The following is a 23289-nucleotide window of genomic DNA, read 5'->3' as shown; positions in this document are numbered from 1 at the left end:
CGACACGGCTGGTTGACGCGGCGGGCTCAGTCCAGGTAGTCACGGAGTACCTGTGAACGGGACGGGTGACGCAGCTTCGACATCGTCTTGGACTCGATCTGCCGGATCCGCTCCCGGGTCACCCCGTAGACCTGGCCGATCTCGTCCAGCGTGCGCGGCTGGCCGTCGGTCAGGCCGAAGCGGAGCCGGACCACGCCCGCCTCGCGTTCCGAGAGCGTCTGGAGCACCTGCTGGAGCTGGTCCTGTAGCAGCGAGAAGGAGACGGCGTCGACCGCGACGACGGCCTCCGAGTCCTCGATGAAGTCGCCGAGCTGGCTGTCGCCCTCGTCACCGATGGTCTGGTCGAGCGAGATGGGCTCCCGGGCGTACTGCTGGATCTCCAGCACCTTTTCCGGTGTGATGTCCATCTCCTTGGCCAGCTCCTCCGGGGTGGGCTCGCGGCCCAGGTCCTGGAGCAGCTCGCGCTGGATGCGGCCGAGCTTGTTGATGACCTCGACCATGTGCACCGGGATGCGGATGGTGCGGGCCTGGTCGGCCATCGCCCGGGTGATCGCCTGCCGGATCCACCAGGTGGCGTACGTGGAGAACTTGTAGCCCTTGGTGTAGTCGAACTTCTCCACCGCCCGGATCAGGCCCAGGTTGCCCTCCTGGATCAGGTCCAGGAACGCCATCCCGCGGCCGGTGTAGCGCTTGGCCAGCGACACCACCAGCCGGAGGTTGGCCTCCAGCAGGTGGTTCTTCGCCCGCTCGCCGTCCCGGGTGATCCAGCCGAGGTCGCGGACCATGTCGCGGACGAGCTTCTCCTCGCCCTCCTCGGCGGCGCGCAGCCGCTCGGCGGCATAGAGGCCCGCCTCGATCCGCTTGGCGAGCTCCACCTCCTGCTCGGCGTTGAGCAGGGGCACCTTGCCGATCTGCTTGAGGTACGCCCGGACGGAGTCGGCGGAGGCGGTCAGCTCGGCGTCGCGGCGCGCCTGCTTGAGCGCCTCGGACTCCTCGTCGTCCCACTCGAAGTCGTTGTCGGTGGCGGAACTCGCGGCGTCGGACGCGGCGGCCCGGGCGAGCTCGGCCGGCTCCTCGACCACCACGTCCTCGATCTCGGCGGCGAGTTCCTCCGGGTCGATCTCGCCCTCGCCCTTGGCCTTGCCTGCGGGCTTGCCGGCGGCTGCGGCGACGGTCGCCTTGGTGGCCCGGGTGGACTTCGTGGCCTTCGCCGGGACGGCCGCCTTGGCGACCGCCTCGGTGGTGGCCTTGCGCGCGGCGACCTTGCGGGGCGACGCCGGGGTGGCCTCGTCGGCGGCGGCGGAGGCCTGTTTCTGGGCCGGCGCGGCGGCCTTCTTGGTGGTCTTGGCGGTGGTGGCACGGGACGCCGGGGTGGCCGACCGGGCGGCGGCGACCCGGCGGCGGGGGCCGACCGAGCCGTCCACGACCACGGTCACCCCCGCTTCCGCGAGCGCCCGCAGGATCTTCTTGGCCTGGGCCGGAGTCACCTCGGCGGACTCGACGGTGCGCGCGAGCTGGGCCGACGTGAGCTGGCCACCGGCGCTCTGCGCGTGGGCGATCAGGGTGTCGGTGAGCGAGCGAACGTCGGCGCCGGTCTGGCGGGGTTCTGTCACGAATGACCTTCCGGAGGCGAAAAGCGAGCACGGCCGGGTTGTCCGGCGCAGCGCGGGACACGGTGCCGGACGATTTGGTTGAGGGACCCCCGTGTCCCGGGCCGGCCGGTCGTCGGCGGTCCGTGGCGCGTGGGCAGGGGTGAATTGTAACGCCGTCTGCGGGGATCATCCTGCGCCGCACTGCGTACCGGCGGTTGGGACCGCTGGTTCGGCGTAGATGTGGACTTCGTAACGATGATACCGGCGTGCGAAGCGGGGGATCCCGCCTGCCGAGACCGGCGGTGAGCGGGCCGCGCCCGAACCGCCGGTCGGCGCGACGGCCGTGGGTCGACCGCGATGGCGGAGGCGGCGGCGGGCGCGGACGCCACGGACGGGGAGTTAGGCACTTAGCGGACAATACCAACTGCAACCGGACGTGCCGGTCAAACTCCGTCCTCAAGGTGCGAGGTGGGCGACGGCGCGGCAACTGGCCCCGTTCCCAGGATGGTGACCGCGCCGACGCCCCGGGCGCCGTCCGCCACGCGGTCCCCGACGGTGCCGGAGTTGCGCCGGCCCTGGTAGCGGTTCGGGTTGCTGGCATCCGAGACAGCGGGCACAGTTCCTCCAGGACAGCACACGGTCTCGGCAACCGTTGATCTTCGTGGCCTCTGCCCGTACTTCAATCCATCCGCCCGGGCCGGCGCGCGGGAAGGGAGCGAACCATGACCAGTTCGACGCCGACACCGGGGGAACTTCTCAAGATCGCGATCGACGTGGCCCGGGACGCGGCGGACACCGCGTACCGGATGCGCGCCGAGGGGGTCTTCGTCGCCGCGACCAAGACCACCGTCACCGACGTGGTCACCGCCGCCGACCGGGCCGTCGAGCGGCAGGTCCTCGACGTGCTGGCCACGCTCCGCCCCGACGACTCGGTGCTCGGCGAGGAGTACGGCGGGGGCACGGCCGGCGAGGCGAGCAGCGGGGTGCGATGGATCGTCGACCCGATCGACGGCACCGTCAACTACCTGTACGGGCTGCCGTACTGCGCGGTCTCGCTGGCCGCCGAGGTCGACGGCGAGGTGGTCGCCGGGGTGGTGCGCAACCTGTTCACGGGCGAGGAGTGGACGGCCACCGTCGGCGGCGGCGCCTGGCGGGCGGGGGAGCGGCTGCGCTGCTCGACCGAGACCGACCTCGGCCAGGCGCTGGTCGCCACCGGATTCGGCTACGACCCGAGGCGGCGATCGCACCAGGCCCGGGTGCTCGCCGAGCTGATCCCGCACGTGCGGGACATCCGCCGGCAGGGCGCCGCCGCGCTGGACCTCTGCCTGGCCGCCGAGGGCCGGGTGGACGCGTACTACGAGAAGGGGCTCGCCGCCTGGGACCAGGCGGCCGGGGCGCTGGTCGCTGCCGAGGCCGGGCTGCGGGTCGGCGGGCTGGGCGGCCGGCCGGCCGGGCCCGACCTGGTGATCGCCGCACCGTCGGCGCTGTTCGTGCCGCTGCACGACCGGCTGGCCGACCTGGACGCCTCAGGCGGGCCCTGACCGCCGGGTCATTTCTTGACGGGCATCGGGCACGAGCCGAGCGGCGCGACCGGGGCACCCAGGTCGCCGAGGGCCTGGTTCACCTCGGTGGTGGTGGCCAACTGCTGGAAGCCGTTGCCCAGCACCACGTCGACGGTGTCGTCCTTGCGTTTGGCGTCGTACCCGTCCTCGGCGTTGTTGAGGAAGTACGCGCGCAGCAGGTGCGCGGAGCCGACGCCCTTCGGGCCGTACCGCAGCACCGCGACGTCGTCGATCTGCTTCTTCTCGTTGGCGGTCTTCTTGACCTGGAACTGCCGGTTGCTGAACTCGTCGGCGACCTGGGAGGCGAGGCCGGGCCGGTCTGTGCCGTTGAGTACGTTGATCTTCACGTCCTTGCGCTCGCGCAGGGTGACGTCCGCCAGCGGGGCGTCCTCGGGGCAGCCGCCGGCCAGCCCGGCCTCGCCCTGGGTGTCGCGAACCAGGGCGACGACCACGAAGACCAGGGCGACGACCGCCAGCAGACCGACGACAACGAGTGCTCGCACTCGCGCAAAACTCATCTGGGCGCTCCCCGGACGATGGGTGGGTGGCGGCGGCCGTCGGCGGTCAGGCCGCCCCGCCGGCCGTCGAGTACGCCGCTGAGGTTAACGGTTGTCCGGCCGTCGCGTGGAAACAGTCCGACATGCCGGCGCGCCAACCGGGAAGCGGGTACTACTACCCCTATCTTCGTGTCGCCTGAGTCACATTGGGAACAACTTCGACGGCTGGGGCGTCCATCTGAGCCACGAGGGCGGTATACATGCCTCGCCAGAGGGGGGTAAGGTACCGCGCTCGCTGGGGGTGCTTCTCTGGCTGCCCTGACCTGACCGGCCGTCGGGTCGGGTGACCGACACAAAATGGTGGCCGGCCAACGGAACCGAAACAGCGTCGCCCGGCGTTACAACCGGAAGCGACCATATCGATATGGGAGAGTGAGACCGATGGCCACCGACTACGACGCCCCGCGTCGCGACGAGGTCGACCTCGGCGAGGACAGCCTGGAAGAGCTCAAGGCCCGACGCGTCGACTCACAGTCGGGCGCCGTGGACGTCGACGAGGCCGAGGTCGCCGAGAGCTTCGAGCTGCCCGGCGCTGACCTGGCCGACGAGGAACTCACGGTCAAGGTGCTACCGATGCAGCAGGACGAGTTCCGGTGCGCCCGCTGCTTCCTCGTCCACCACCGTAGCCAGCTGGCGGTCGAGCGCAATGGCGAGCTGATCTGCCGAGAGTGCGTCTGACCCTGACTCGGGACACCGGCGGCGGCCTCCCAGACGAGGCCGCCGCTTCGGGAGCTGACACTTCCCGCCCGCCTGCCGGCGCTGACCCCGCCGGAGCCTCACCGACCGGTCTCGCCGCCGTGCGCCGGTGGCAGGAAGCTGCTTGACTCGTCACAGCAGCTTTCACCCACACCATCGGGGAGGTCGGCGCATGGGCGAGCGCAGCGACGACGGCACGGGCGGAAGCCCGCTCACCGGCGGTCCGACCATGCCCGGTCCGACCATGCCCGACGCCACTGGGCGCGACGGGGGCGGTTCGGTCGGGGCCGGGCCCAGCGCGGTCAGGCCGGACGCGGCGGCGCCGGGTGCCGACCGGCGTGACGGGACCGGGCGCGACGTGCCGGACGACGGCCGGACCGAGATCGGCGCCACCGTGGCCGCGCTGACCGCCGACGACATCGAGCCGGCCCGGCGGCGGCAGCTGTTGACCCGGCTCGTCGGGCAGGTGCGCGTCCGAGGGCTCGCCGACCTGTTCAAGCCGACGGCCGCCGTGCGGTGGATGACCGACGCCGTCGCCGAGGTCGCCCCACACGTGCCCGTCCGTGACCTGGCCACCCTGCGTCGGCACTTCCCGGGCCTGGACGACGAGGCACTGGCCGACCGGCTGATCCGCAACGCAGCCCGGACGACCGCCGGGATCGGCGCGGCCGGCGGTGGGGTCGCGGCCGTGGAGTGGGCGGTCGCCCCCACGCTCCTCTCCGCGCCGGTGCTGCTGGCCGCCGAGACGGTCGCGGTCGTGGCCGTCGAGCTGAAGATGATCGGCGAGCTGCACGAGGTGTACGGCGCCCCGCTGCCCACCGGCGGCAGCCAGCGGACGGTGGCCGTGGTCCAGTCCTGGGCCGGCCAGCGCGGGATCAACCCGATGCTGCCCGGAGTGGGCGTCGGCGCGGTGCTCGGCACGGCGGCGCGCAAGGAACTGCGGGACACCCTGCTCAAGCGCTTCGGCCGAAACCTGACCACCCTCGGCCCGTTCCTGACCGGGGCGGCGGTGGCCAGCTACCTCAACCGGCGGGCCACCCGGTCCCTCGCCGACCAGCTCCGTGCCGACCTGCGCCGGCAGCGCCGGACGTTGCCCGGCGGCGGCAACACGCCCGCGCTGCCCTGAGCCGGCCCGCTGCCCTGAGCCGGCCCCGGCGGGATCAGGCGGCGGCGTCGCGGGCGGCGAGGAGCGCCGCGGCGAGGCGTACCGGGTCGCGGGTGCTGACGACCCAGAACGGGGTGGGGTCGGCGGGGTCGTCGAGCACCACCTGCACCGCCCCGGCGATCCACGGGCGCTGGACCACGAAGGCGAGGGGGTCGGCCCCGACGCCGAGCACCTCGCGGCGGCCCGTGGCGTCCAGCGGGACGGCGTCGGCCACGAACCGTACCGGCAGCCGGGCGTCGTCGACCCGTAGCTCCCCGTCGGCCACCGCGACCCGGATCCGTCCCAGCCACCACAGGGCGGCCACCGCCGCCGGCAGCAGCACCACGAACGGCAGCCAGCCGCGCGCCCCGTCGGCGCCCAACCACAGCTCCAGGGCGAGGAAGCCGCTGAGCGCCAGACCGGCCAGCCAGGCCCACCAGGGCAGGCTGAGACGTTCCGCATAGGCGGTGGTCACGGTGGTGGCGGGGGGCGAGGACGGCGATCGGCTCACTCCTGCAAGGGTACGGCGCACGACCGGTGGTCGACCCGGCAGGATGGCAGGGTCACCCCGTGAACCGGACGGAAGAGGAAGACCGTGACCGACGACGTACCCGTGCCCGTACGGCTGCTCGATCCGGGGCTGCCGCTGCCGGCGTACGCCCATCCCGGCGACGCCGGGGCCGACCTGATGGCCGCCGCGGACGTGGAGCTGCCCCCCGGCGGGCGGGCCCTGGTCCCCACCGGCGTGGCGATCGCCCTCCCGGAGGGGTACGTCGGCCTGGTGCACCCCCGGTCGGGCCTGGCGGCCAGGCTCGGCGTGACGGTGCTCAACGCGCCCGGTACGGTCGACGCCGGCTACCGGGGTGAGATCCTCGTCAACCTGATCAACCATGATCGGAAGGAACCGGCGAAGATCTCCCGTGGCGATCGGATCGCGCAGCTCGTTGTCCAGCGGGTGGAGCGGGTCGATTTCCGGCCGGTGGCCGAGCTGCCGCCGTCCCGGCGGGGCGCCGGTGGGCACGGCTCGACCGGTGGACACGCCGGGCTCGTCCCGCCGTCGGCGGACCGGGCCAGCGGCCAGTCGGAAGAGGTGGCAGGGTGAGCGCGAACAGCGGAGGGTGGGCGCAGTGATCTTCTCCCGAAAGCGGGCCGGTGGCGGTCGGCAGGGCCGTGACGAGCGGGCCGCCGAGGCCCTGGTCGGGCAGGACGCCGAGGCGTCGGGGCCGGAGCGCGGCCCGTACGACGTCGCCGAGGCCCCGGACGGGGTGCAGCGGCTCGACCTGGGCAGCCTCCAGATTCCGGCGGTGGCCGACGTCGAGGTGCGCGTGCAGGCCGACCCGGAGGGCGTGATCCAGCAGGTCGTCCTCGTCCACGGCGAGAGCGCGTTGCAGCTCGGCGTCTTCGCGGCGCCCCGCTCCGACGGCATCTGGGACGAGGTGCGCGAGGAGATCCGCCAGTCCCTGTTCAACGACGGCGTTGCCGCCCAGGAGGTGCAGGGCGAGTACGGCCCCGAGCTGCGCGCCCGGGTGCGCACCCCGGACGGCCTGACCGACCTGCGGTTCGTCGGCGTCGACGGCCCCCGCTGGATGGTCCGCGGCGTCTTCCAGGGCGCCGCCGCCACCGACCCGGCCGCCGCCGGCCCGCTGGCCGAGTGCCTGGACGGGCTGGTCGTCGACCGCGGCCAGGAGGCCAAGCCGGTGCGCGAGCCGCTGCCGCTGCGGCTGCCCCGCGAGGTCGCCGAGCAGGCCGGCGAGCAGGCCGGCGAGGGCGCCCCCGGGGCCCCGGGCCCGATCGAGGCCTGACCCGACGTCCGTCCGGGCCCGGGCCGGCCCGTCGGCGCTCCGCCGGCGGCCCGTCCCGGGCGGCCGGGTGGTCTGCCCTGCCCGCCGCTCGGCGTACGCTGGCGGGACGGTCCGGCAGGCGCGGGGCCGCCCGGCGGAGGAGAGGGTGACGCGGAGGTCATGACGACCGACGAGGGCAGCAGGGTCTCGCTGCGGCGGCTCCTGCACCGGTTCACCGCGAGCGAGGCCGAGATCGAGGCGCAGGAGCTGCGCAGGGAGAGCGCGCAGTCCGGCGGCACGCCGGCCCGGCAGTGCATGCGCGGTCAGGTGGTCTCGGTGACCGGCAGGTTGCGTACCGTGGTCTACACTCCTCGGACCAACCTGCCCACCCTGGAGGCCGACCTGTACGACGGCAGCGACGTGGTGACCCTGGTGTGGCTCGGCCGGCGGCACATCGCCGGCATCGAGCCGGGGCGCCACCTGACCGCCCGAGGACGGGTGGCGGTGCGGGACGACCGCAAGGTCATCTACAACCCGTACTACGAGCTGGAGTCGCCGAAGTGACGGCGCGGGCACCGGGAACGGGAGAGACGCGATGACCACCGGACAGCACCGGACGACCGAGCCGGGGACCGGCCCGGAGGACTCCGAGCGGCTGCCGAGCCTCGCCGAGCAGATGGCCGACCAGCTCGGCGGCTGGCGTGGGCTGGTCGAGTCCAGCATCCCGGTGGTCGTCTTCGTGATCGCCAACATCCTCGGCGAGCTGCGACCCGCGGTGATCGCCTCGGTGGCCGTGGGCCTGCTCATCGCCGGGCTGCGGCTGGCCCAGCGCCGGCCGGTGCGGCACGCGGTCAACGGCCTGTTCGGCATCGGCATCGGCGCGGCGATCGCCTGGCGGACCGGCGACGAACGCGACTTCTACCTCCCGGGCATCCTCTACGGCATCGGGTACGGGCTGGCCCTGCTCGTGTCGGCGGCGATCCGGCAGCCCCTGGTGGGCTGGATCTGGTCGGTGCTGGTGGCCAAGGGGCGCTCGGAGTGGCGGGACGACCCGCGCCTGGTGCGCACCTTCACCCAGCTGACCGTGCTCTGGGGCGTGGTGTGGCTGGCCAAGGTCGGCGTGCAGGCCGGCCTCTACCTCGCCCACCAGGACACCGCCCTCGGCGTCGCCCGGCTGGCCCTGGGCTACCCGCCGTACGCGCTGCTGCTGCTGATCACGGTCTGGACGGTGCGCCGGGTCACCCGCGAGGCCGCCGCCCCGGAGCCGCTGCCCGGGGCCTGAGCCGCCCGCGACCGGCCGCTCAGCGCGCGCCGCGGGTCCGCTCGACGCTGTCCGGGCCGAGGATCACCGTACGGACCTCGTCCTCCACCTCGGCGGTGCAGACGAAGACCAGCTCGTCGCCGGCCTCGATCGGGTCGTCCGGGCTGGGCACCAGCACCCGCTTGCCGCGCAGGATCGCCACCAGGGCGGCGTCCCGGGGGATCGGCACCGCGTGGATCGCCTGCCCCACGTACGGGGCGGTCGGCGGCAGGGTGATCTCCACCAGGTTCGCCTCGCCCTGACGGAACGTCATCAGCCGCACCAGATCGCCGACGGTGACCGCCTCCTCGACCAGTGCCGCCATCACCCGCGGCTTGCTCACCGAGACGTCGACGCCCCACTGCTCGGTGAACAGCCACTCGTTCTCGGCCCGGTTGACCCGGGCCACCACCCGGGGCACCGCGAACTCGGTCTTGGCCAACAGCGACACCACCAGGTTGACCTTGTCGTCCCCGGTCGCCGCGACCACCACGTCGCAGCCGGCAATGTCGGCCTCCTCCAGGCTGGCCAGCTCGCACGCGTCGGCGAGCACCCAGTCGGCGGCGGGCACCCGGTCCGGCCGCAGCATCCGGGGCTGACGCTCGATCAGCATCACCTGATGGCCGTTGTCGATCAGTTCCTGGGCGATCGAGCGGCCCACGTTGCCGGCGCCGGCGATGGCGATCCGCATCTTCAGTGCGCTCCTTCCGGCGGGCTCCCCGCCGCCGACGTGACCGACGTCATGATGTCGTCGGTGACCAGCATGAAGACCTGGTCGCCCTCCTGCACGACGGTGGACCCGGTGGGCAACGTGCCGATGCCGAAGCGGGACAGGTACGCCACCCGGGCGCCGGCCGCCGCCTCGACGGCCCGCAGCGGCCGGCCGATCCAGTCCTTGTGCACCGGCACCTCGATGATCGACACGGTGCTGGTCGGGTCCCGGAAGATCTCCACGTTGCCCTCGGGGACCAGGTGTCGCAGCATCCGGTCGGCCGTCCACCGGACGGTGGCAACGGTGGGGATGCCCAGCCGCTCGTAGACCTGCGCCCGGCGTGGGTCGTAGATCCGGGCGGCCACCCGGGATACGCCGAAGGTCTCGCGGGCCAGCCGGGCCGAGATGATGTTCGAGTTGTCTCCGCTGGAGACCGCGGCGAAGGCGTCCGCCCGCTCGATGCCGGCCTGCCGCAGGACCTCGCCGTCGAAGCCGGCGCCGGTGACGGTGACCCCGGAGAAGCTCGGGCTGAGCCGGCGGAACGCGTCGGCGTCCTGGTCGATGACCGCCACCGAGTGCCCCCGGGACTCCAGGCTCTGGGCCAGGTTCGACCCGACCCGGCCGCAGCCCATGATCACGACATGCACGGTGTCCCTCCCAAGGTGCGCGCACCCGCCCGGCCCCGCCGGCGACCTGTTCGACTGCGAGCCTGCCATGTCCTGGTCGCAGGCGGGGGACGACGGTACCGCGCCCTCCCACGACCCCGCGCTCCGCCACCCCCGGCGACCGCGGGCCGGTGGTCGTACCCTTAGCGCTTGTGGCCAGTCCCACCTCGCTGCTGAAGCGCCTGCTCGTCGGTCGACCGTTCCGGTCCGACCGGCTTCAGCACACCCTCCTGCCGAAGCGCATCGCGCTGCCCGTCTTCGCCTCCGACGCGCTGTCCAGCGTCGCGTACGCCCCGGACGAGATCCTGCTGACGCTGTCCATCGCGGGCGCGTCGGCGTTCGTCTTCTCGCCGTGGATCGCGCTCGCGGTGGTCGTGGTGATGCTGACGGTGGTGGCCAGCTACCGGCAGAACGTGCACGCCTACCCCTCGGGCGGCGGCGACTACGAGGTGGCCACGGTCAACCTCGGCCCCCGGGCCGGCGTCGCGGTGGCCAGCGCCCTGCTGGTCGACTACGTGCTCACCGTCGCCGTGTCGGTCTCCTCCGGGGTGGCCAACCTGGGCTCGGTGGTGCCGTTCGTGGCCACCCACAAGGTGCTCATCGCGGTCAGCGCGGTGGTGGTGCTCACCGCGGTGAACCTGCGCGGCCTGCGCGAGTCCGGCACCGCCTTCGCCATCCCGACGTACGGCTTCGTGATCGTGATGGGCGGGATGATCCTCACCGGCCTGGTCCGGTTCTTCGTCCTCGGCCACGACCTGAACGCCCCGAGCGCCGGCCTGGAGATCCAGGCCGAGCACAGCGTCACCGGGTTCGCGCTGGTCTTCCTGCTGCTGCGCACCTTCTCCTCCGGCTGCGCCGCGCTCACCGGTGTGGAGGCGATCTCCAACGGGGTGCCGGCGTTCAAGAAGCCGAAGAGCCGCAACGCCGCCACCACCCTGCTGCTGCTCGGCACCATCTCGGTGGGCATGCTGGTCGGCATCATCTGGCTGGCCCGGCTGACCGGTCTCCAGTTCGTCGAGGACCCGGCGCGGCAGATCCTCTCCGGCCCCGACGGGTACGTGCAGAAGACCGTCACCGCCCAACTCGGCGAGACGGTGTTCGGCTCCGGGTCGATCCTGCTGTACGTGGTCGCCGGGGTGACCGCGCTGATCCTCTTCCTGGCCGCGAACACCGCGTTCAACGGTTTCCCGGTGCTCGGCTCGATCCTCGCCCAGGACCGCTACCTGCCCCGGCAGTTGCACACCCGGGGCGACCGGCTGGCGTTCTCCAACGGAATCATCCTGCTGGGCGTCTTCGCGGTGGTGCTGATCGTCGGCTTCCAGGCCGAGGTGACGAGGCTGATCCAGCTCTACATCGTCGGCGTCTTCGTCTCGTTCACGCTTTCCCAGGCCGGCATGATCCGGCACTGGAACCGGCGCCTGCGCACCGAGCGGGACGCGCAGGCCCGGCGTCGCATGATCCGGTCCCGGGCGATCAACACCTTCGGCATGGCGCTGACGGGCGCGGTGCTGGTCGTCGTGCTGATCACCAAGTTCCTGCTCGGCGCGTGGATCGCCATCGTCGCGATGGCGTTGATCTACGTGCTGATGCTGGCCATCCGCCGGCACTACGACCGGGTCGCCGCCGAGCTGGAGCCGACCGAGGCCCGGGGCGTGCTGCCCGCCCGCAACCACGCCATCGTGCTGGTCAGCAAGCTGCACCAGCCGACCCTGCGGGCCGTCGCGTACGCCCGGGCCACCCGGCCGGACACGTTGACGGCGGTGACGGTCAACGTCGACGAGAAGGACACCCGGCACCTCCAGGCAGACTGGGAGCGGAGAGAGCTGCCGGTCCCGCTGACCGTGATCGACTCGCCGTACCGGGAGATCACCCGGCCGATCCTCGACTTCGTGGCCAACACCCGTCGGGAGTCCCCACGCGACGTGGTCACGGTCTTCATCCCCGAGTACGTCGTCGGGCGCTGGTGGGAGAACCTGTTGCACAACCAGAGCGCGCTGCGGCTGAAGGGGCGGCTGCTGTTCGAGCCGGGCGTGATGGTGACCAGCGTGCCGTGGCAGCTCGCCTCGACCGCCGGCAAGAACCTCGACCGGCTGGACGCGATGCTGAGCCGGGGCCCCGCCCGGGGCCCCCGGGTCGCCCCACGCAGCACCCTGCCGCCGCCGGCGCCGCCGGTGGCCTCCGCCCCGCCCGGCGAGAGCACCCCGATCGAGGGAGACCAACGATGACCGCAGTGGACGTGGGCGACGGCGACCGGCGCGGGCCGCTGGACGCCGGGCTACTGGACGCAGGGCCGGGCGACACCGGGCTACTGGATGCCGGGCCGGGCGACGGCGACCGGCGCGGGCTGGAGGAGGCCGAGCGGGTCGAGCTGACCGTCGACGCGGTCGCCCCCGGCGGGCACTGCGTGGCCCGGGTGGACGGCCAGGTGGTCTTCGTCCGGCACGCGCTGCCCGGCGAGCGGGTGGTCGCCGAGGTCACCGAGGTGCACCGCGGGTTCGTCCGGGCCGACGCGGTGACGGTGCTCGACGCCGCCCCGGAGCGGGTCGAGCCGCCCTGCCCGTACGCGGGGCCCGGCCGCTGCGGCGGCTGCGACCTCCAGCACGTCGCGCCCCAGGCCCAGCTCGACTGGAAGACGTCGGTGGTGCGCGAGCAGCTCAGCCGCCTCGCCGGACTCGCCGACGCCGAGATCGACCGGCTCGGCGTCCGGGTCGCGGCGCTGCCCGGCGGGTCGCTGGGCTGGCGCTCCCGGGTCCGCTACGCGGTCGACGCCACCGGCCGGGCCGGGCTGCTCAAGCACCGCTCGCACGAGGTGGTGCCGATCGACCGCTGCCTGATCGCCCACCCGGCGATCCAGGAGCTGCCGGTGCTCGCCCCGAGCGGGGCCCGCTGGCCCGAGGCGGACGCGGTGGAGACGGTGGCCTCCACCGGCGGCGACGTCACCGTCACGGCCCTGGCCGACGGGGTGCCCACCCCGGTCGACGGGCCGCCGGCGGTCCGCGAGGTGGCCGCCGGCCGGGACTGGACGCTGCCCGCGTCCGGCTTCTGGCAGGTGCACCCGGCCGCGGCGGACACCCTGGTCGACGCCGTGCTCGACCTGCTCGCCCCGAAGCCGGGCGAGTCTGCCTGGGACCTCTACGGCGGGGCGGGGCTGTTCGCCGCCGCGCTCGTCGGGCGGGTCGGCCCGGACACCCGGGTCACCGTCGTCGAGTCCGCCGCGCCGAGCGTCGCCGCCGCCCGGGAGAACCTGCGGGACCTGCCCCGGGTCGAGGTGGTGGCGGCCCGGGTGGAGACCGCGCTGGCCCGCCGCCGGATCATCGGGCCGGTGGACCTGGTGGTGCTGGACCCGCCGCGCACCGGGGCGGGCGCGCAGGTGGTGCGGGACGTGGTGGCCGCCTCCCCGCGCGCCGTGGCGTACGTGTCCTGCGACCCGGCCGCCTTCGCCCGGGACGTGCGGACGTTCGCCGAGGTGGGGTGGCGGCTGGCGGAGCTGCGCGGCTTCGACCTGTTCCCGATGACCCAGCACGTCGAGGTGGTCGGGCTGCTGCTGCCGCCGGTCGCCGGGAAGTAGCCGGTCGTGCGGATCGTCGGGCTGATGTCGGGCACGTCGTACGACGGGGTGGACGTGGCCGCGGCGGAGTTCACGGTCGACGGGGACACCCTGCGGCTGCGTCCGTTGGGGTTCGCCGGCCTGGACCTCGACGACGGGCTGCGGGCGGAGATCGGGGCGCTGCTGCCGCCGAACCCGACCACGATCGAGGCGGTCTGCCGGCTGGACAACCGGCTCGGCGAGGTGTTCGCCGACGCGGCGGCGCGCGGGGTGGAGCTGGCCGGCGGGCGGGTCGACGCGGTCGTCTCCCCCGGGCAGACCGTGTTCCACTGGGTCGACGGCGGCCGGGCGCGGGGCACCCTCCAGCTCGGCACACCGGCCCGGGTGGCCGCGCGGGTGGGCGTACCGGTGCTGTCGGACCTGCGGTCGGCGGACGTCGCGGCCGGCGGGCAGGGCGCGCCCCTGGTGCCGGCCTTCGACGCGCTGCTGCTGGGTGGCCGGGCCGGGCCGCCCCGGGCGGCGCTCAACCTGGGCGGCATCGCCAACCTCACCGTGGTCGCGCCGGGCGCCCCGGTCATCGGGTACGACGTGGGCCCGGCCAACGCGCTGCTCGACGCGGCGGCCCGGCGGTTCCTCGGCCGCCCCTGCGACCTCGACGGGGCCCGGGCCGCGGCCGGTCGGGTGCACGCCGGGCTGCTGGCGCTGCTGCTCGCCGAGCCGTACTACGCCGCACCGCCGCCGAAGTCCACCGGCAAGGAGCTGTTCCACGCCGGCTACCTGGACGACCGGCTCGCCGCGCTGGGCGAGCCGGTGGCCGCCGACGACGTGCTGGCCACGCTGACCGAGCTGACCGCCCGGACGGTCGCCGCCGAGTGCGACCGGCACGGGGTGGTCGAGGTGGTGGCCGCCGGGGGCGGGGTGCGCAATCCCACACTCCGGGGCCGGCTGGACGCGCTCGGCGGGGGCCGGTGGCGGCTGCGCGCCAGCGACGAGCTGGGGGTGCCGACCCAGGCCAAGGAGGCGTACGCGTTCGCCCTGCTCGGTTGGCTCTCCTGGCATGGTCTGCCAGGGGCGATCCCGTCGGTCACCGGGGCCCGGGAGGCGGCCGTGCTGGGCTCCTGGACGCCGTCCGGACCGGCCCGCTCCGCGCCGCCGGTCACTCCGCCCCGACGGTTGGTGATCACGGCCTGACTGTTCTCCCGGTCAGGTGGCTGTTGCCGGCCGGACTGCGGACTACCGGACGGCCGATAGACTCTTCGCTCATGAGCGTTGAAGAGGACACGGCCAACCACGGCCGGCTGCTGGGCGCGGTGCGGGGTCCGCAGGACGTGAAGCGGATGACGGCCGAGCAGCTGGACATCCTCGCCGCCGAGATCCGCGACTTCCTGATCGCCAAGGTCTCCCGCACCGGTGGGCACGTGGGGCCCAACCTGGGCGTGGTGGAGCTGACCCTGGCGATGCACCGGGTCTTCGACTCCCCCCGGGACCGGCTCCTGTTCGATACCGGCCACCAGTCGTACGTGCACAAGATCCTCACCGGCCGGCAGGACGGCTTCGACAGGCTGCGCCAGCGCGGCGGCCTCTCCGGCTACCCGAGCCAGGCCGAGAGCGAGCACGACCTGGTCGAGAACTCGCACGCCTCCACCGCCCTGTCCTACGCCGACGGCCTGGCCAAGGCGTACGCGCTGCGCGGCGAGCAGCGCAGCGTGGTCGCCGTGGTCGGCGACGGCGCGCTGACCGGCGGCATGTGCTGGGAGGCGCTGAACAACATCGCCACCGCCGGCAACTCGCTGGTGATCGTGGTCAACGACAACGGCCGCTCCTACTCGCCGACCATCGGCGGCCTGGCCGACCACCTCTCCTCACTGCGGCTCAACCCCGGCTACGAGAAGATCCTCGACACCGTCAAGGACGCCCTCGGCTCGACCCCGCTGGTCGGCCGCCCGATGTACGAGGTGCTGCACGCGGTCAAGAAGGGCATCAAGGACGCGGTCGCCCCGCAGGCGATGTTCGAGGACCTGGGCATCAAGTACGTCGGCCCGGTCGACGGCCACGACCGCGAGGCGGTCGAGTCGGCGCTGCGGGCGGCGAAGAACTTCGGCGGCCCGGTGATCGTGCACGCGGTCACCCGCAAGGGCTACGGCTACCGCCCCGCCGAGGAGGACGAGGCGGACTGCTTCCACGGCCCCGGCGCGTTCGACGTGGAGACCGGCAAGCTGGTCGCTGCCCCCTCGGTGAAGTGGACCCACGTCTTCGCCGACGAGCTGGTCGCGATCGCCGACTCCCGCCCCGACGTGGTGGGCATCACCGCCGCGATGGCCGAGCCCACGGGCATCGCCAAGCTGGCCCGCAAGCACCCCGGCCGGGTCTACGACGTCGGCATCGCCGAGCAGCACGCCGTGACCTCGGCCGCCGGGCTGGCCCTGGGCGGGCTGCACCCGGTGGTGGCGGTCTACGCGACCTTCCTCAACCGGGCCTTCGACCAGGTCCTGCTCGACGTGGCGATGCACAAGCTGCCGGTGACGTTCGTGCTGGACCGGGCCGGGATCACCGGCCCGGACGGGCCGAGCCACTACGGCATGTGGGACATGGCCGTCTTCGGGGTGGTGCCGGGCCTGCGCATCGCCGCGCCCCGGGACGCCGCGACCCTGCGCGAGGAGCTGCGCGAGGCGGTCGCCGTGGACGACGGCCCGACCATCGTCCGGTTCCCGACCGGCACCGTCGCCGCCGACCTGCCGGCCGTGCGCCGGGTCGGGACGGTTGACGTGCTGACCGAGTCGGCCCGCACGGACGTGCTGCTGGTCGCGATCGGCTCGTTCGGGCAGCTCGGCATGGAGGTCGCCACCCGGGTCGCCGAGCAGGGCTACGGGGTGACCGTGGTCGACCCGCGCTGGGTCCGGCCCGTCCCCGCCGAGCTGGTCGAGCTGGCCGCCGCCCACCGCCTCGTCGTCACCGTCGAGGACGGGGTGCGCGTCGGCGGGGTCGGCGACGCCCTCGCCCAGGCGATGCGGGACGCCGACGTCCGGGTGCCGCTGCGCGACCTGGGCGTGCCGGCCGACTGGCACCCGCACGGCACCCGCGCGCAGATCCTCGCCGATCTGGGCCTCACCGCCCAGAACATTGCCCGGGACGTCACCGGGTGGATCTCCCGCCTGGACGACCAGTCGGTCGAGCCGGTCGGCCTGCCGACCGGCCGCGGAACCGCCGCGCAGAATTGAGAAGAAGGGGCACCTGCTTAACGCCAGGCGTTAAGCAGGTGCCCCTGCTCACCGCGCCTGCGGCCCGCAGCTCGCCGGGCGGGTCCGGTGGCGGGTCGGCTACCGGCGTCGGGCGCGGGGCTGCGATCCGACGACGGCGGCGGCGACGGTCGCGGGCGCGGTCGGCTGGGGCCTGGCGTGGTGGGGTGACCGGGCGACGACGCTCGCCGGCTGACCGGACGGCGCGACGCCGGCCCGGGGCAGAACGGGCGTCAGCGGCCGCCGACCGAGCGGTAGTAGGTCTTCTCCGCGCCGGCCAGGCTGAAGGTGGCCTTGCTCACCGGCTGTGGCACCACCACCAGCCCGGGGCGGTTGACCAGCCGGGGGGTGCCCGGCGGCACCGACAGCGAGCTGTACCGGCTGGACCGCCAGCTCAGCACCACCAACGGCTGGCCCGGCACGGGCAGCACGTACGCCTGCAGGGTGTTGGCCCGGTCGGCCGGCGAGACCACCGGGTCGCCGCCGTCGGCCGGCCGGTACACCACGGCGGTCATGGTGCCCGCGTCGGTCTCCCAGCTCAGCTGCTCCAGGTCGGCCGGGTCGCCGCCGCCCAACGCCACCTCGCCCAGGGCGCGGACGCTCACCTTCGCCATCGGCCAGGACTCCGGCACCGAACGGGGTGCGTCCCGGTCGCCGATCCGGCGGGGGACGCTGCCGAAGGGGCCCTGCTCGTCGGCGAGTACGCAGGTGTCCAGGCCGTCCAGCGCCCGCCGGCCCGAGCCGGTCTCGTCCCGGACCAGGGGGTACCGCGGGTCCGTGGTGGCCGTACCGAGGTCGAGCAGGCGGTCGGCGGCCCGGCCGCGCGGCAGCGACCGGGTGGCCCGCAGCGTCGCGGTCAGCGCCACGGCCCGGCAGGCCGGCACGTCCACCGGGTCGGTCAGCCCGTCCCGGCTGGAAAGCGCCCGGCCCTTGGGACTGAGCAGTCGCTCCACCCGGCCGGAGAGCAGGTAGCGGCGTCCGCTGCCGGTCTGCACGGGCAGCACGTCGGAGTAGGCGAGGTAGCCGGGCTCGGTGTACTCGCTGGCCCGGTCGACCACGTACCGGTCGCCGTCGCGGGTCAGTTGGAGCAGCCAGGAGGCGCTCTCGCCGGGGACGTCGGCGGCCACCAGGGCCAGCGGGGCGCCGTCCACCTCACCGGACCACAGGATCCCGGACGAGGGCAGGTGCGCGCGGTCGTCGGCCGGCGTCCGCCAGGCCCGGACCGCCTCGGTGATCGCCGCCGTCGCGGCGCTGTCGCCGGCCAGCCGCCCCCGCGCGGGCCACACCCGCAGCGTCCCGTCCAGGCTGTCGTAGCCGACGGGAAGGACGTCCGGCTTCCGGTCGGCCACCGGCCCACAGGCCGTGCCGGCCAGCAGCAGGGCGAGCAGTGTGGTGGCCGTCATGCCGCGCCGGCGGGCTGAAGCCACCTGTACGCCCCCGATCGCGTCGCCCGGTCGTGTTCGCGCCCCACATGGTACGAGACGCCGGGACCGCGCGGACCGGCACCTCGCGCCGTCCCGTGAGCTGCGGCGGAACCGACCACATAGGACTGCCCGGCGATTTCGGGGCCTCCGTCGGCTCCGGTAGACTCCGCCGACTGTGACCCCTGCCGAGCCCCGTGGAGACTTCCCCCCGGTTCCCGACACTCCCGTGGGGTCCGCCGCCCGGACAACGATGGCGACCGCCGAGCCGCCGGCCGACGCGCGGCCCGTGGCCACCGAGCGGCCGGCCCCCGCCGCCGCTCCGGCCGAAGCCGACGCCGACGCCGTGCCCGAGGAGGCGGCCCGGGCCACGGCGGAGCCGGGCGGGGCCCGCAAGCGGCGCCTGCGGTGGACGACCCGGCGGCGGGACCTCGCCGTGTACGGCCTCTTCCTGCTCGCCGCGCTCTGGGTGACCAGCCGGATCTGGGTCGACCCGGCGGGCCGGGTCGCGTCGCTGTACAGCAGCGACCCGGCGCAGGTGCAGTTCTTCCTCGCGCACAGCGTGCGGGTGGTGCTGCACGGGGAGTTCCCGTTCTACACCGACCAGTTCAACTTCCCCGACGGGGTCAACCTGATGGCCAACACGGCCGTCCTGGCGCTCGGCATCCCGATGGTGCCGGTGACCCTGCTCTTCGGGCCGGCCGTGTCCTTCGTGGTGCTGGTCACCCTCGGCCTCGCCGGCACCGCCGCCGCCTGGTACCGGGTGCTCTCCCGGCACGTGGTGCGCACCCCGCTGGCTGCCGCCGTCGGCGGCTGGTTCTGTGGCTTCTCCCCGGCGATGCTCTCGCACGCCAGCTGGCACCCGAACATCATCAGCCAGTTCCTGCTGCCGTTCATCGTCTGGCGGGTGCTGGTGATCACCCGGTCGCGCCGGCCGGTGCGGGACGGCGCGCTGCTGGCACTGCTCGTGGTCGTGCAGGCGTTCATCAACGAGGAGATCCTGCTCTTCACCGCGATGGCGTGCGGGGTGTTCCTGATCGCCGTGCTAGTGCAGCGGCCCGCGCTGTGGTCGGCGGCCTGGCGGCCGTTGGGTGTCGCGGTGGCGGTGTGCGCCGTGCTGGCCGGGGCGCTGCTGGCGTACCCGCTCTACGTGCAGTTCGCCGGGCCGATGGCGTACCACGGGCTCAGCGACGCGGTCCGGGACTACGGCAACGACATCGCCGCCTTCTTCGCCCCGGGCTCGCCCACCCTCGGCGGCAACGAGCGGGCCAACGTCAACCTGGCCCCGAACTACTCCGAGGAGAACGCCTTCTTCGGCTGGAGCCTCGCCCTGCTGTCCGTCGGGATCGTGTTCTGGCTGCGCCGTGAGCCGTTGGTCCGGGCGCTCGCCGCGACCGGGGCGTTCTTCGCGGTGCTCTCGCTCGGCGAGCGGGTCTCCTGGTGGGACCGGGAGCTGTTCACCGGCCCGTGGGAGCTGCTGGTGCGGGTGCCGCTGCTGGACGCGGTGGTGCCGACCCGGTTCGGGATGATCACCACGGCGGTGATCGGCGTGCTGCTGGCCCTCGCCGTCGAGCGGATCTGGTCGCTGCGGCCGGCCGAGGCCCGTACCGTGCGCACCCTCGGCGTCGGCGCGCTGGCGCTGGCGCTGCTGCCGATCATGCCGATGCCGCTGAAGGTCACCTCGCGCCCGGCGGTGCCGAAGTTCATCACCGCCGACCGGTGGCGCCAGTACGTCGGGGCGGGCCAGACCCTGGTGCCGATCCCGGTGCCCAGCATGGGCAACACCCACGGGATGCGCTGGGCCGCGTCCACCAACCTCGACTTCAAGATCCCCGGCGGCTACTTCCTCGCCCCGCGCAACGGCAACACGGGCGACCCGGGACGCTTCGGCGGCCGGCCCAGCGGGGTCGGCCGGCTGCTGGAGGAGGTGGCCACCACCGGCCGGACGCCGGAACTGGACGACCGGCAGCGCCGCCGCTCCCTCGACGAGCTGCGGCACTGGCGGGCCGCCGTCCTGGTGCTACCCGTGGGCCAGCACAACGCGGAGCCGCTGCGGCGTACCGTCGAGGAGCTGGTCGGCCCCGGGCGTCGTGAGCTGGACGTGTGGGTCTGGGACGTCCGGACGCTGACCGCCCCGACGGCCTGATGGCGGCCCCGGCCACGCCCGCCGCCGACGACCCGGAGGGAACGGGCGAGCCGGCGTCGGCCCGGAGTGCGGCGTCGGCCCGGAGTGCGGCGTCGGCCGGTGGGCCCGCCTCCGGCGGCGCGTCGGCCGGCCGCCGTCCTCGACGGGTGCGGGGCTTCGACGTCGCGGTGGTCGCCGGCTACCTCGGCCTGGCGGTGCTGCTCACCGGCGGCCAGTGGGGGCGCCCCGATCGGCTGTTCCACCAGGACAACGACCAGATGCTGTTCGAGTGGATGCTGGCCCGGGCGGCCCGCGCCGTCACCGGGCTGGAGAACCCGCTGCACAGCGCGGCCCTGAACGCGCCGGACGGGGTCAACCTGATGGCCAACACCTCGGTGCTCGGGCTGGGCGTGCCGCTGACCCCGGTGACGCTGCTGCTCGGCACCCAGCCGGCGTTCCTGGTGGCGGTGGTCGCCTGCCTGGCCGGCACCGCCACCGCCTGGTACGTCCTGCTGGCCCGCCGGCTCGTCGGCTCCCGGGTCGCCGCCGCCGTCGGCGGCCTGGTCTGCGGCTTCGCCCCCGGCATGGTCGCCCAGGCCGGGGCGCACCCGCACATGGCCGCCCAGTTCCTGGTGCCGCCGATCCTGGGGCTGGTGTTCCGGCCGGACCCCGGCCGGGTCGGCCGGCGCGGGGTGGCGCTCGGGCTGCTGGTGGCGTACCAGGTCTTCCTCGGCGAGGAGGTGCTGGTGTTCCTGGCGCTCGCCGCCGGCGTGCTGGCCGTCGCGTACGGTCTCGCCGACCGGGCGGCGGCCCGCCGGCTGGCGCCCGCGCTCCTCGGCCGGATCGGGGTGGGCGCGCTGGTGGCGGGGGTGCTGCTGGCGTACCCGCTGTGGTTCCAGTTCGCGGGGCCGGGCCACTACCGGGGGATGCCGTTCGACGCGCCGGGGTTCCGGCTCGACGCCGCCTCGTTCACCGCCTCGGCCCGGCAGACGGTGCTCGGCGACGACCACCTGCCCGGCCTGCTGGCCCCGAACCCGACCGAGGAGAACTCGTTCTTCGGGCCGGGCCTGCTGGTGCTCGCCGTGGTGATCGTGATCTGGCTGTGGCGTCGTCCGCTGGTCCGGGCGCTGGCGGTGGTCGGCGTCGGGGCCGCCCTGTTCTCCCTCGGCCCGGTCGTCCGGGTGGACGGGGTGTCGACCGGGCTGCCCGGGCCGTACCGGCTCGTCGCCGGGGTGCCGCTGCTCGACCTGGTGGTGCCGGCCCGGTTCGCGCTGGTCTGCGTACCGGTGCTGGGGGTGCTGGTCGCCCTGTCCCTGGACCGGATCCGGTCGGCCGCCGCCCCCGGTGACGACCCGGCCGGCGGACCGGCGCCGGTGCGGCTGCTCTGGGGCGGCGCGGTGGCCGCCGCGCTGCTCCCACTCGCGCCCACCCCGATCCGCACCGTGCCGGTGTGGCCGGTGCCGGCCTTCGTGGCCGACGGCGGCTGGCGGGCGCACGTGCCGGCCGGCCGGACGCTGGTGCCCGTGCCGCCGGTGACCGGGGCCGGGGTCAGCCCGGCGACGTTCTGGTCGGCCCGGACCCGGCTGGCGTTCACCGCCCCGGGCGGCTACTTCATCGGCCCCCGCGCCGCCGACGACCCGACCGCCCGCTGGGGCGCCCCGGATCGACCGACGGCCCTGCTGCTGCGCCGGGTGGCCGAGACCGGCCAGGTGCCGGTGCTGACCGACGCGGACCGCCGGCAGGCGGCGGTGGACCTGCGGCACTGGCGGGCCGCCGTGCTGGTGCAGGGCGGCCTGGACCGGGGCGACCCGGTCCGCCGCACCGTCGACCAGCTCGTCGGCCCCGGCCGCGAGATCGACGGCGCCTGGGTGTGGGACGTGCGCGGCCTGGTGGGCTGACGCCGGGGCGGGGCCGCCTCCCGGGGAGCGGGGGAGGGGAGGAAAAGGTGGCCCTTTCGCCACCTGTCAGCGCGACCCGGCGCCTGGTTACCTGGCGGACGACGATGGTCCACCAGAGAAAGCAGGACATCATGGCTATCCTCCGCCGAGCCCTCGCCGTCTCCGCCGCGATCGCCGCCGCGGGCGCCGGGGTGCTGGTCAACGCGTCGCCGGCACTGGCCAGCACCCCGGCCAGCTGCTCCAGCGTCCGCCAGATCGGCACCACCCGGGTGCTGACGGTGGGCGGCATGGAGGCTGCCTCGGTCAAGCAGTACTACGGCTGCGGCTACAACTACGCCTACATCTACGTGTGGGAGCAGTACCGCAACACCCATTCGAACTGGGACCTGTACGTCCACGTGATCGACCACACGAACAGTGGCTCGGACTACGGGGTGGGCGAGGTCAACAACACCACCCGGGCGGAGCTGTGGGGCGCGCCGGCCAACACCGCCGCGCACTGTACGCACGTGACCGGCTACCTCAACTCCACGGGCGGCTCGACCAGCAAGGTCTGCTGACGTCGTCCCCGGCCGGGGACCGCCCGACCGCGCCCCGGCCCACCCCGCACCCTGATCCGACGAGAGGACCCCATGAGCGTCACCCACAAGCTGGCGAGCGTCGGCACGGTCGCCGCGCTGGCCGCCACCGCAGTCGCCGTCACCGGCGCACCGGCCCAGGCCGCCGCCTACAACGGCGCCTGCGGCAGCGGCTACACCGTGATCGACAAGATGGACGCCGGCAACGGCCGGGGCACCATCTTCCTGACGTACAACAGCGGCTGGAACTGCGTCGTCACCGTCACCAACACCCCCGGCACCAAGCAGTTCATGTCGGCGATGGTGGAGCGCTCCGGCGCGGACTGGGTCAGGGACGAGGGCACCTACAGCCAGTACGCCGGCCCGGTCTACGCGTACGCCCCGAACGACTGCGTCGACTGGGGCGGCATCGTCGGCGACAAGTACATCCGCATGATCGAGTGGGACGACCACTGCGGCTGAGCCCACGCGTCAC

22 protein-coding genes are annotated in these 23289 nt (G+C 74.1%); 15 read left to right on the top strand and 7 right to left on the bottom strand.

Annotated elements, in window-relative coordinates; all coding sequences use genetic code 11:
• Nucleotides 1-26: 26 nt before the first annotated feature.
• The gene (locus ACFYZF_RS05100; protein ID WP_387016203.1) at nt 27-1613 is read right to left on the bottom strand and encodes an RNA polymerase sigma factor; all 1587 of its coding nucleotides are present in this window, start codon (nt 1611-1613) and stop codon (nt 27-29) included.
• 422 nt (nt 1614-2035) lie between these two features.
• The gene (locus ACFYZF_RS05095) at nt 2036-2209 is read right to left on the bottom strand and encodes a hypothetical protein (protein ID WP_387016202.1); all 174 of its coding nucleotides are present in this window, start codon (nt 2207-2209) and stop codon (nt 2036-2038) included.
• A 105-nt stretch (nt 2210-2314) separates the two neighbouring features.
• Between ACFYZF_RS05095 and ACFYZF_RS05090 the strand changes: the two genes are divergently transcribed.
• A complete protein-coding gene (locus tag ACFYZF_RS05090) occupies nt 2315-3133 on the top strand; it encodes an inositol monophosphatase family protein (RefSeq protein ID WP_387016200.1) in 819 nt (272 codons plus the stop codon).
• An 8-nt stretch (nt 3134-3141) separates the two neighbouring features.
• Here ACFYZF_RS05090 and ACFYZF_RS05085 read toward each other — a convergent pair whose 3' ends face one another.
• Entirely contained in the window at nt 3142-3657 is a 516-nt protein-coding gene (locus ACFYZF_RS05085; RefSeq protein ID WP_387017086.1) for a LytR C-terminal domain-containing protein, read from the bottom strand.
• A gap of 435 nt (nt 3658-4092) precedes the next feature.
• On the opposite strand from ACFYZF_RS05085, the gene ACFYZF_RS05080 reads away from it, so the two are divergent.
• Nucleotides 4093-4389, top strand: coding sequence for a DUF4193 domain-containing protein (locus tag ACFYZF_RS05080; RefSeq protein WP_007075406.1), 297 nt, complete (start codon nt 4093-4095; stop codon nt 4387-4389).
• 190 nt (nt 4390-4579) lie between these two features.
• Nucleotides 4580-5533: a hypothetical protein gene (locus ACFYZF_RS05075; protein WP_387016198.1), complete on the top strand. Its 954-nt coding sequence runs from the start codon at nt 4580-4582 to the stop codon at nt 5531-5533.
• Between the two features lie 34 nt (nt 5534-5567).
• On the opposite strand, the gene ACFYZF_RS05070 is transcribed toward ACFYZF_RS05075, so the two are convergent.
• The gene (locus ACFYZF_RS05070) at nt 5568-6062 is read right to left on the bottom strand and encodes a DUF3093 domain-containing protein (protein ID WP_387016196.1); all 495 of its coding nucleotides are present in this window, start codon (nt 6060-6062) and stop codon (nt 5568-5570) included.
• A gap of 84 nt (nt 6063-6146) precedes the next feature.
• On the opposite strand from ACFYZF_RS05070, the gene dut reads away from it, so the two are divergent.
• From dut to ACFYZF_RS05050, 4 genes are all read left to right on the top strand, one after another.
• The gene (gene dut / locus ACFYZF_RS05065; protein WP_387016194.1) at nt 6147-6653 is read left to right on the top strand and encodes a dUTP diphosphatase; all 507 of its coding nucleotides are present in this window, start codon (nt 6147-6149) and stop codon (nt 6651-6653) included.
• A 25-nt stretch (nt 6654-6678) separates the two neighbouring features.
• Entirely contained in the window at nt 6679-7353 is a 675-nt protein-coding gene (locus ACFYZF_RS05060) for a DUF3710 domain-containing protein (protein WP_387016192.1), read from the top strand.
• Nucleotides 7354-7512: 159 nt separating this feature from the next.
• Nucleotides 7513-7896, top strand: coding sequence for an OB-fold nucleic acid binding domain-containing protein (locus ACFYZF_RS05055; protein ID WP_387016190.1), 384 nt, complete (start codon nt 7513-7515; stop codon nt 7894-7896).
• A 31-nt stretch (nt 7897-7927) separates the two neighbouring features.
• Nucleotides 7928-8614: a DUF3159 domain-containing protein gene (locus tag ACFYZF_RS05050; protein ID WP_387016189.1), complete on the top strand. Its 687-nt coding sequence runs from the start codon at nt 7928-7930 to the stop codon at nt 8612-8614.
• Nucleotides 8615-8633: 19 nt separating this feature from the next.
• Here ACFYZF_RS05050 and ACFYZF_RS05045 read toward each other — a convergent pair whose 3' ends face one another.
• Together ACFYZF_RS05045 and ACFYZF_RS05040 are read right to left on the bottom strand one after the other, a co-directional pair.
• Entirely contained in the window at nt 8634-9323 is a 690-nt protein-coding gene (locus tag ACFYZF_RS05045; RefSeq protein ID WP_387016187.1) for a potassium channel family protein, read from the bottom strand.
• 2 nt (nt 9324-9325) lie between these two features.
• Nucleotides 9326-9991, bottom strand: a complete 666-nt coding sequence (locus ACFYZF_RS05040) for a potassium channel family protein (protein WP_387016185.1) — start codon at nt 9989-9991, stop codon at nt 9326-9328.
• Between the two features lie 170 nt (nt 9992-10161).
• Here ACFYZF_RS05040 and ACFYZF_RS05035 point away from each other — a divergent pair, with 170 nt between their 5' ends.
• The 4 genes from ACFYZF_RS05035 to dxs all read left to right on the top strand — a co-directional run bounded on the left by ACFYZF_RS05035 (nt 10162) and on the right by dxs (nt 16774).
• The gene (locus ACFYZF_RS05035; RefSeq protein WP_387016184.1) at nt 10162-12234 is read left to right on the top strand and encodes an APC family permease; all 2073 of its coding nucleotides are present in this window, start codon (nt 10162-10164) and stop codon (nt 12232-12234) included.
• The gene (locus ACFYZF_RS05030) at nt 12231-13577 is read left to right on the top strand and encodes a class I SAM-dependent RNA methyltransferase (RefSeq protein ID WP_387016182.1); all 1347 of its coding nucleotides are present in this window, start codon (nt 12231-12233) and stop codon (nt 13575-13577) included. Before ACFYZF_RS05035 ends, ACFYZF_RS05030 begins: the two co-directional genes overlap by 4 nt.
• Nucleotides 13578-13583: 6 nt before the next feature.
• Nucleotides 13584-14747 carry an anhydro-N-acetylmuramic acid kinase gene (locus tag ACFYZF_RS05025; protein ID WP_387016180.1) on the top strand — a complete coding sequence of 388 codons (1164 nt, stop codon included), beginning with the start codon at nt 13584-13586 and terminating at the stop codon, nt 14745-14747.
• Between the two features lie 71 nt (nt 14748-14818).
• Nucleotides 14819-16774 carry a 1-deoxy-D-xylulose-5-phosphate synthase gene (gene dxs, locus ACFYZF_RS05020; protein WP_387016178.1) on the top strand — a complete coding sequence of 652 codons (1956 nt, stop codon included), beginning with the start codon at nt 14819-14821 and terminating at the stop codon, nt 16772-16774.
• 251 nt (nt 16775-17025) lie between these two features.
• Here the strand turns inward: dxs and ACFYZF_RS05015 are convergent, their stop codons facing one another.
• Complete coding sequence (locus ACFYZF_RS05015; protein ID WP_387016176.1) at nt 17026-18219, bottom strand: hypothetical protein; 1194 nt, start codon at nt 18217-18219, stop codon at nt 17026-17028.
• A 172-nt stretch (nt 18220-18391) separates the two neighbouring features.
• On the opposite strand from ACFYZF_RS05015, the gene ACFYZF_RS05010 reads away from it, so the two are divergent.
• From ACFYZF_RS05010 to ACFYZF_RS04995, 4 genes are all read left to right on the top strand, one after another.
• Nucleotides 18392-20359, top strand: coding sequence for a hypothetical protein (locus ACFYZF_RS05010; RefSeq protein WP_387016175.1), 1968 nt, complete (start codon nt 18392-18394; stop codon nt 20357-20359).
• A complete protein-coding gene (locus tag ACFYZF_RS05005) occupies nt 20317-22236 on the top strand; it encodes a hypothetical protein (RefSeq protein WP_387016174.1) in 1920 nt (639 codons plus the stop codon). Before ACFYZF_RS05010 ends, ACFYZF_RS05005 begins: the two co-directional genes overlap by 43 nt.
• Before the next feature lie 131 nt (nt 22237-22367).
• Complete coding sequence (locus tag ACFYZF_RS05000) at nt 22368-22796, top strand: hypothetical protein (protein ID WP_387016172.1); 429 nt, start codon at nt 22368-22370, stop codon at nt 22794-22796.
• A gap of 72 nt (nt 22797-22868) precedes the next feature.
• Nucleotides 22869-23276: a spore-associated protein A gene (locus tag ACFYZF_RS04995; protein ID WP_387016170.1), complete on the top strand. Its 408-nt coding sequence runs from the start codon at nt 22869-22871 to the stop codon at nt 23274-23276.
• Nucleotides 23277-23289 lie beyond the last annotated feature (13 nt).

Source organism: Micromonospora sp. NPDC001898 (assembly GCF_042891255.1).
Taxonomy (GTDB): Bacteria; Actinomycetota; Actinomycetes; order Mycobacteriales; family Micromonosporaceae; genus Micromonospora.
Note: the sequence above shows the minus strand (reverse complement) of the source record. Positions and strands in the feature narration are given on the sequence as shown.

Coding starts and splice junctions, on each gene's coding strand:
- ACFYZF_RS05045 (WP_387016187.1), bottom strand. CDS start 9,323: ATGCGGATCGCCATCGCCGGCGCCGGCAACGTGGGCCGCTCGATCGCC.
- ACFYZF_RS05000 (WP_387016172.1), top strand. CDS start 22,368: ATGGCTATCCTCCGCCGAGCCCTCGCCGTCTCCGCCGCGATCGCCGCC.
- ACFYZF_RS05090 (WP_387016200.1), top strand. CDS start 2,315: ATGACCAGTTCGACGCCGACACCGGGGGAACTTCTCAAGATCGCGATC.
- ACFYZF_RS05075 (WP_387016198.1), top strand. CDS start 4,580: ATGGGCGAGCGCAGCGACGACGGCACGGGCGGAAGCCCGCTCACCGGC.
- ACFYZF_RS05030 (WP_387016182.1), top strand. CDS start 12,231: ATGACCGCAGTGGACGTGGGCGACGGCGACCGGCGCGGGCCGCTGGAC.
- ACFYZF_RS05080 (WP_007075406.1), top strand. CDS start 4,093: ATGGCCACCGACTACGACGCCCCGCGTCGCGACGAGGTCGACCTCGGC.
- ACFYZF_RS05055 (WP_387016190.1), top strand. CDS start 7,513: ATGACGACCGACGAGGGCAGCAGGGTCTCGCTGCGGCGGCTCCTGCAC.
- ACFYZF_RS04995 (WP_387016170.1), top strand. CDS start 22,869: ATGAGCGTCACCCACAAGCTGGCGAGCGTCGGCACGGTCGCCGCGCTG.
- dxs (WP_387016178.1), top strand. CDS start 14,819: ATGAGCGTTGAAGAGGACACGGCCAACCACGGCCGGCTGCTGGGCGCG.
- ACFYZF_RS05050 (WP_387016189.1), top strand. CDS start 7,928: ATGACCACCGGACAGCACCGGACGACCGAGCCGGGGACCGGCCCGGAG.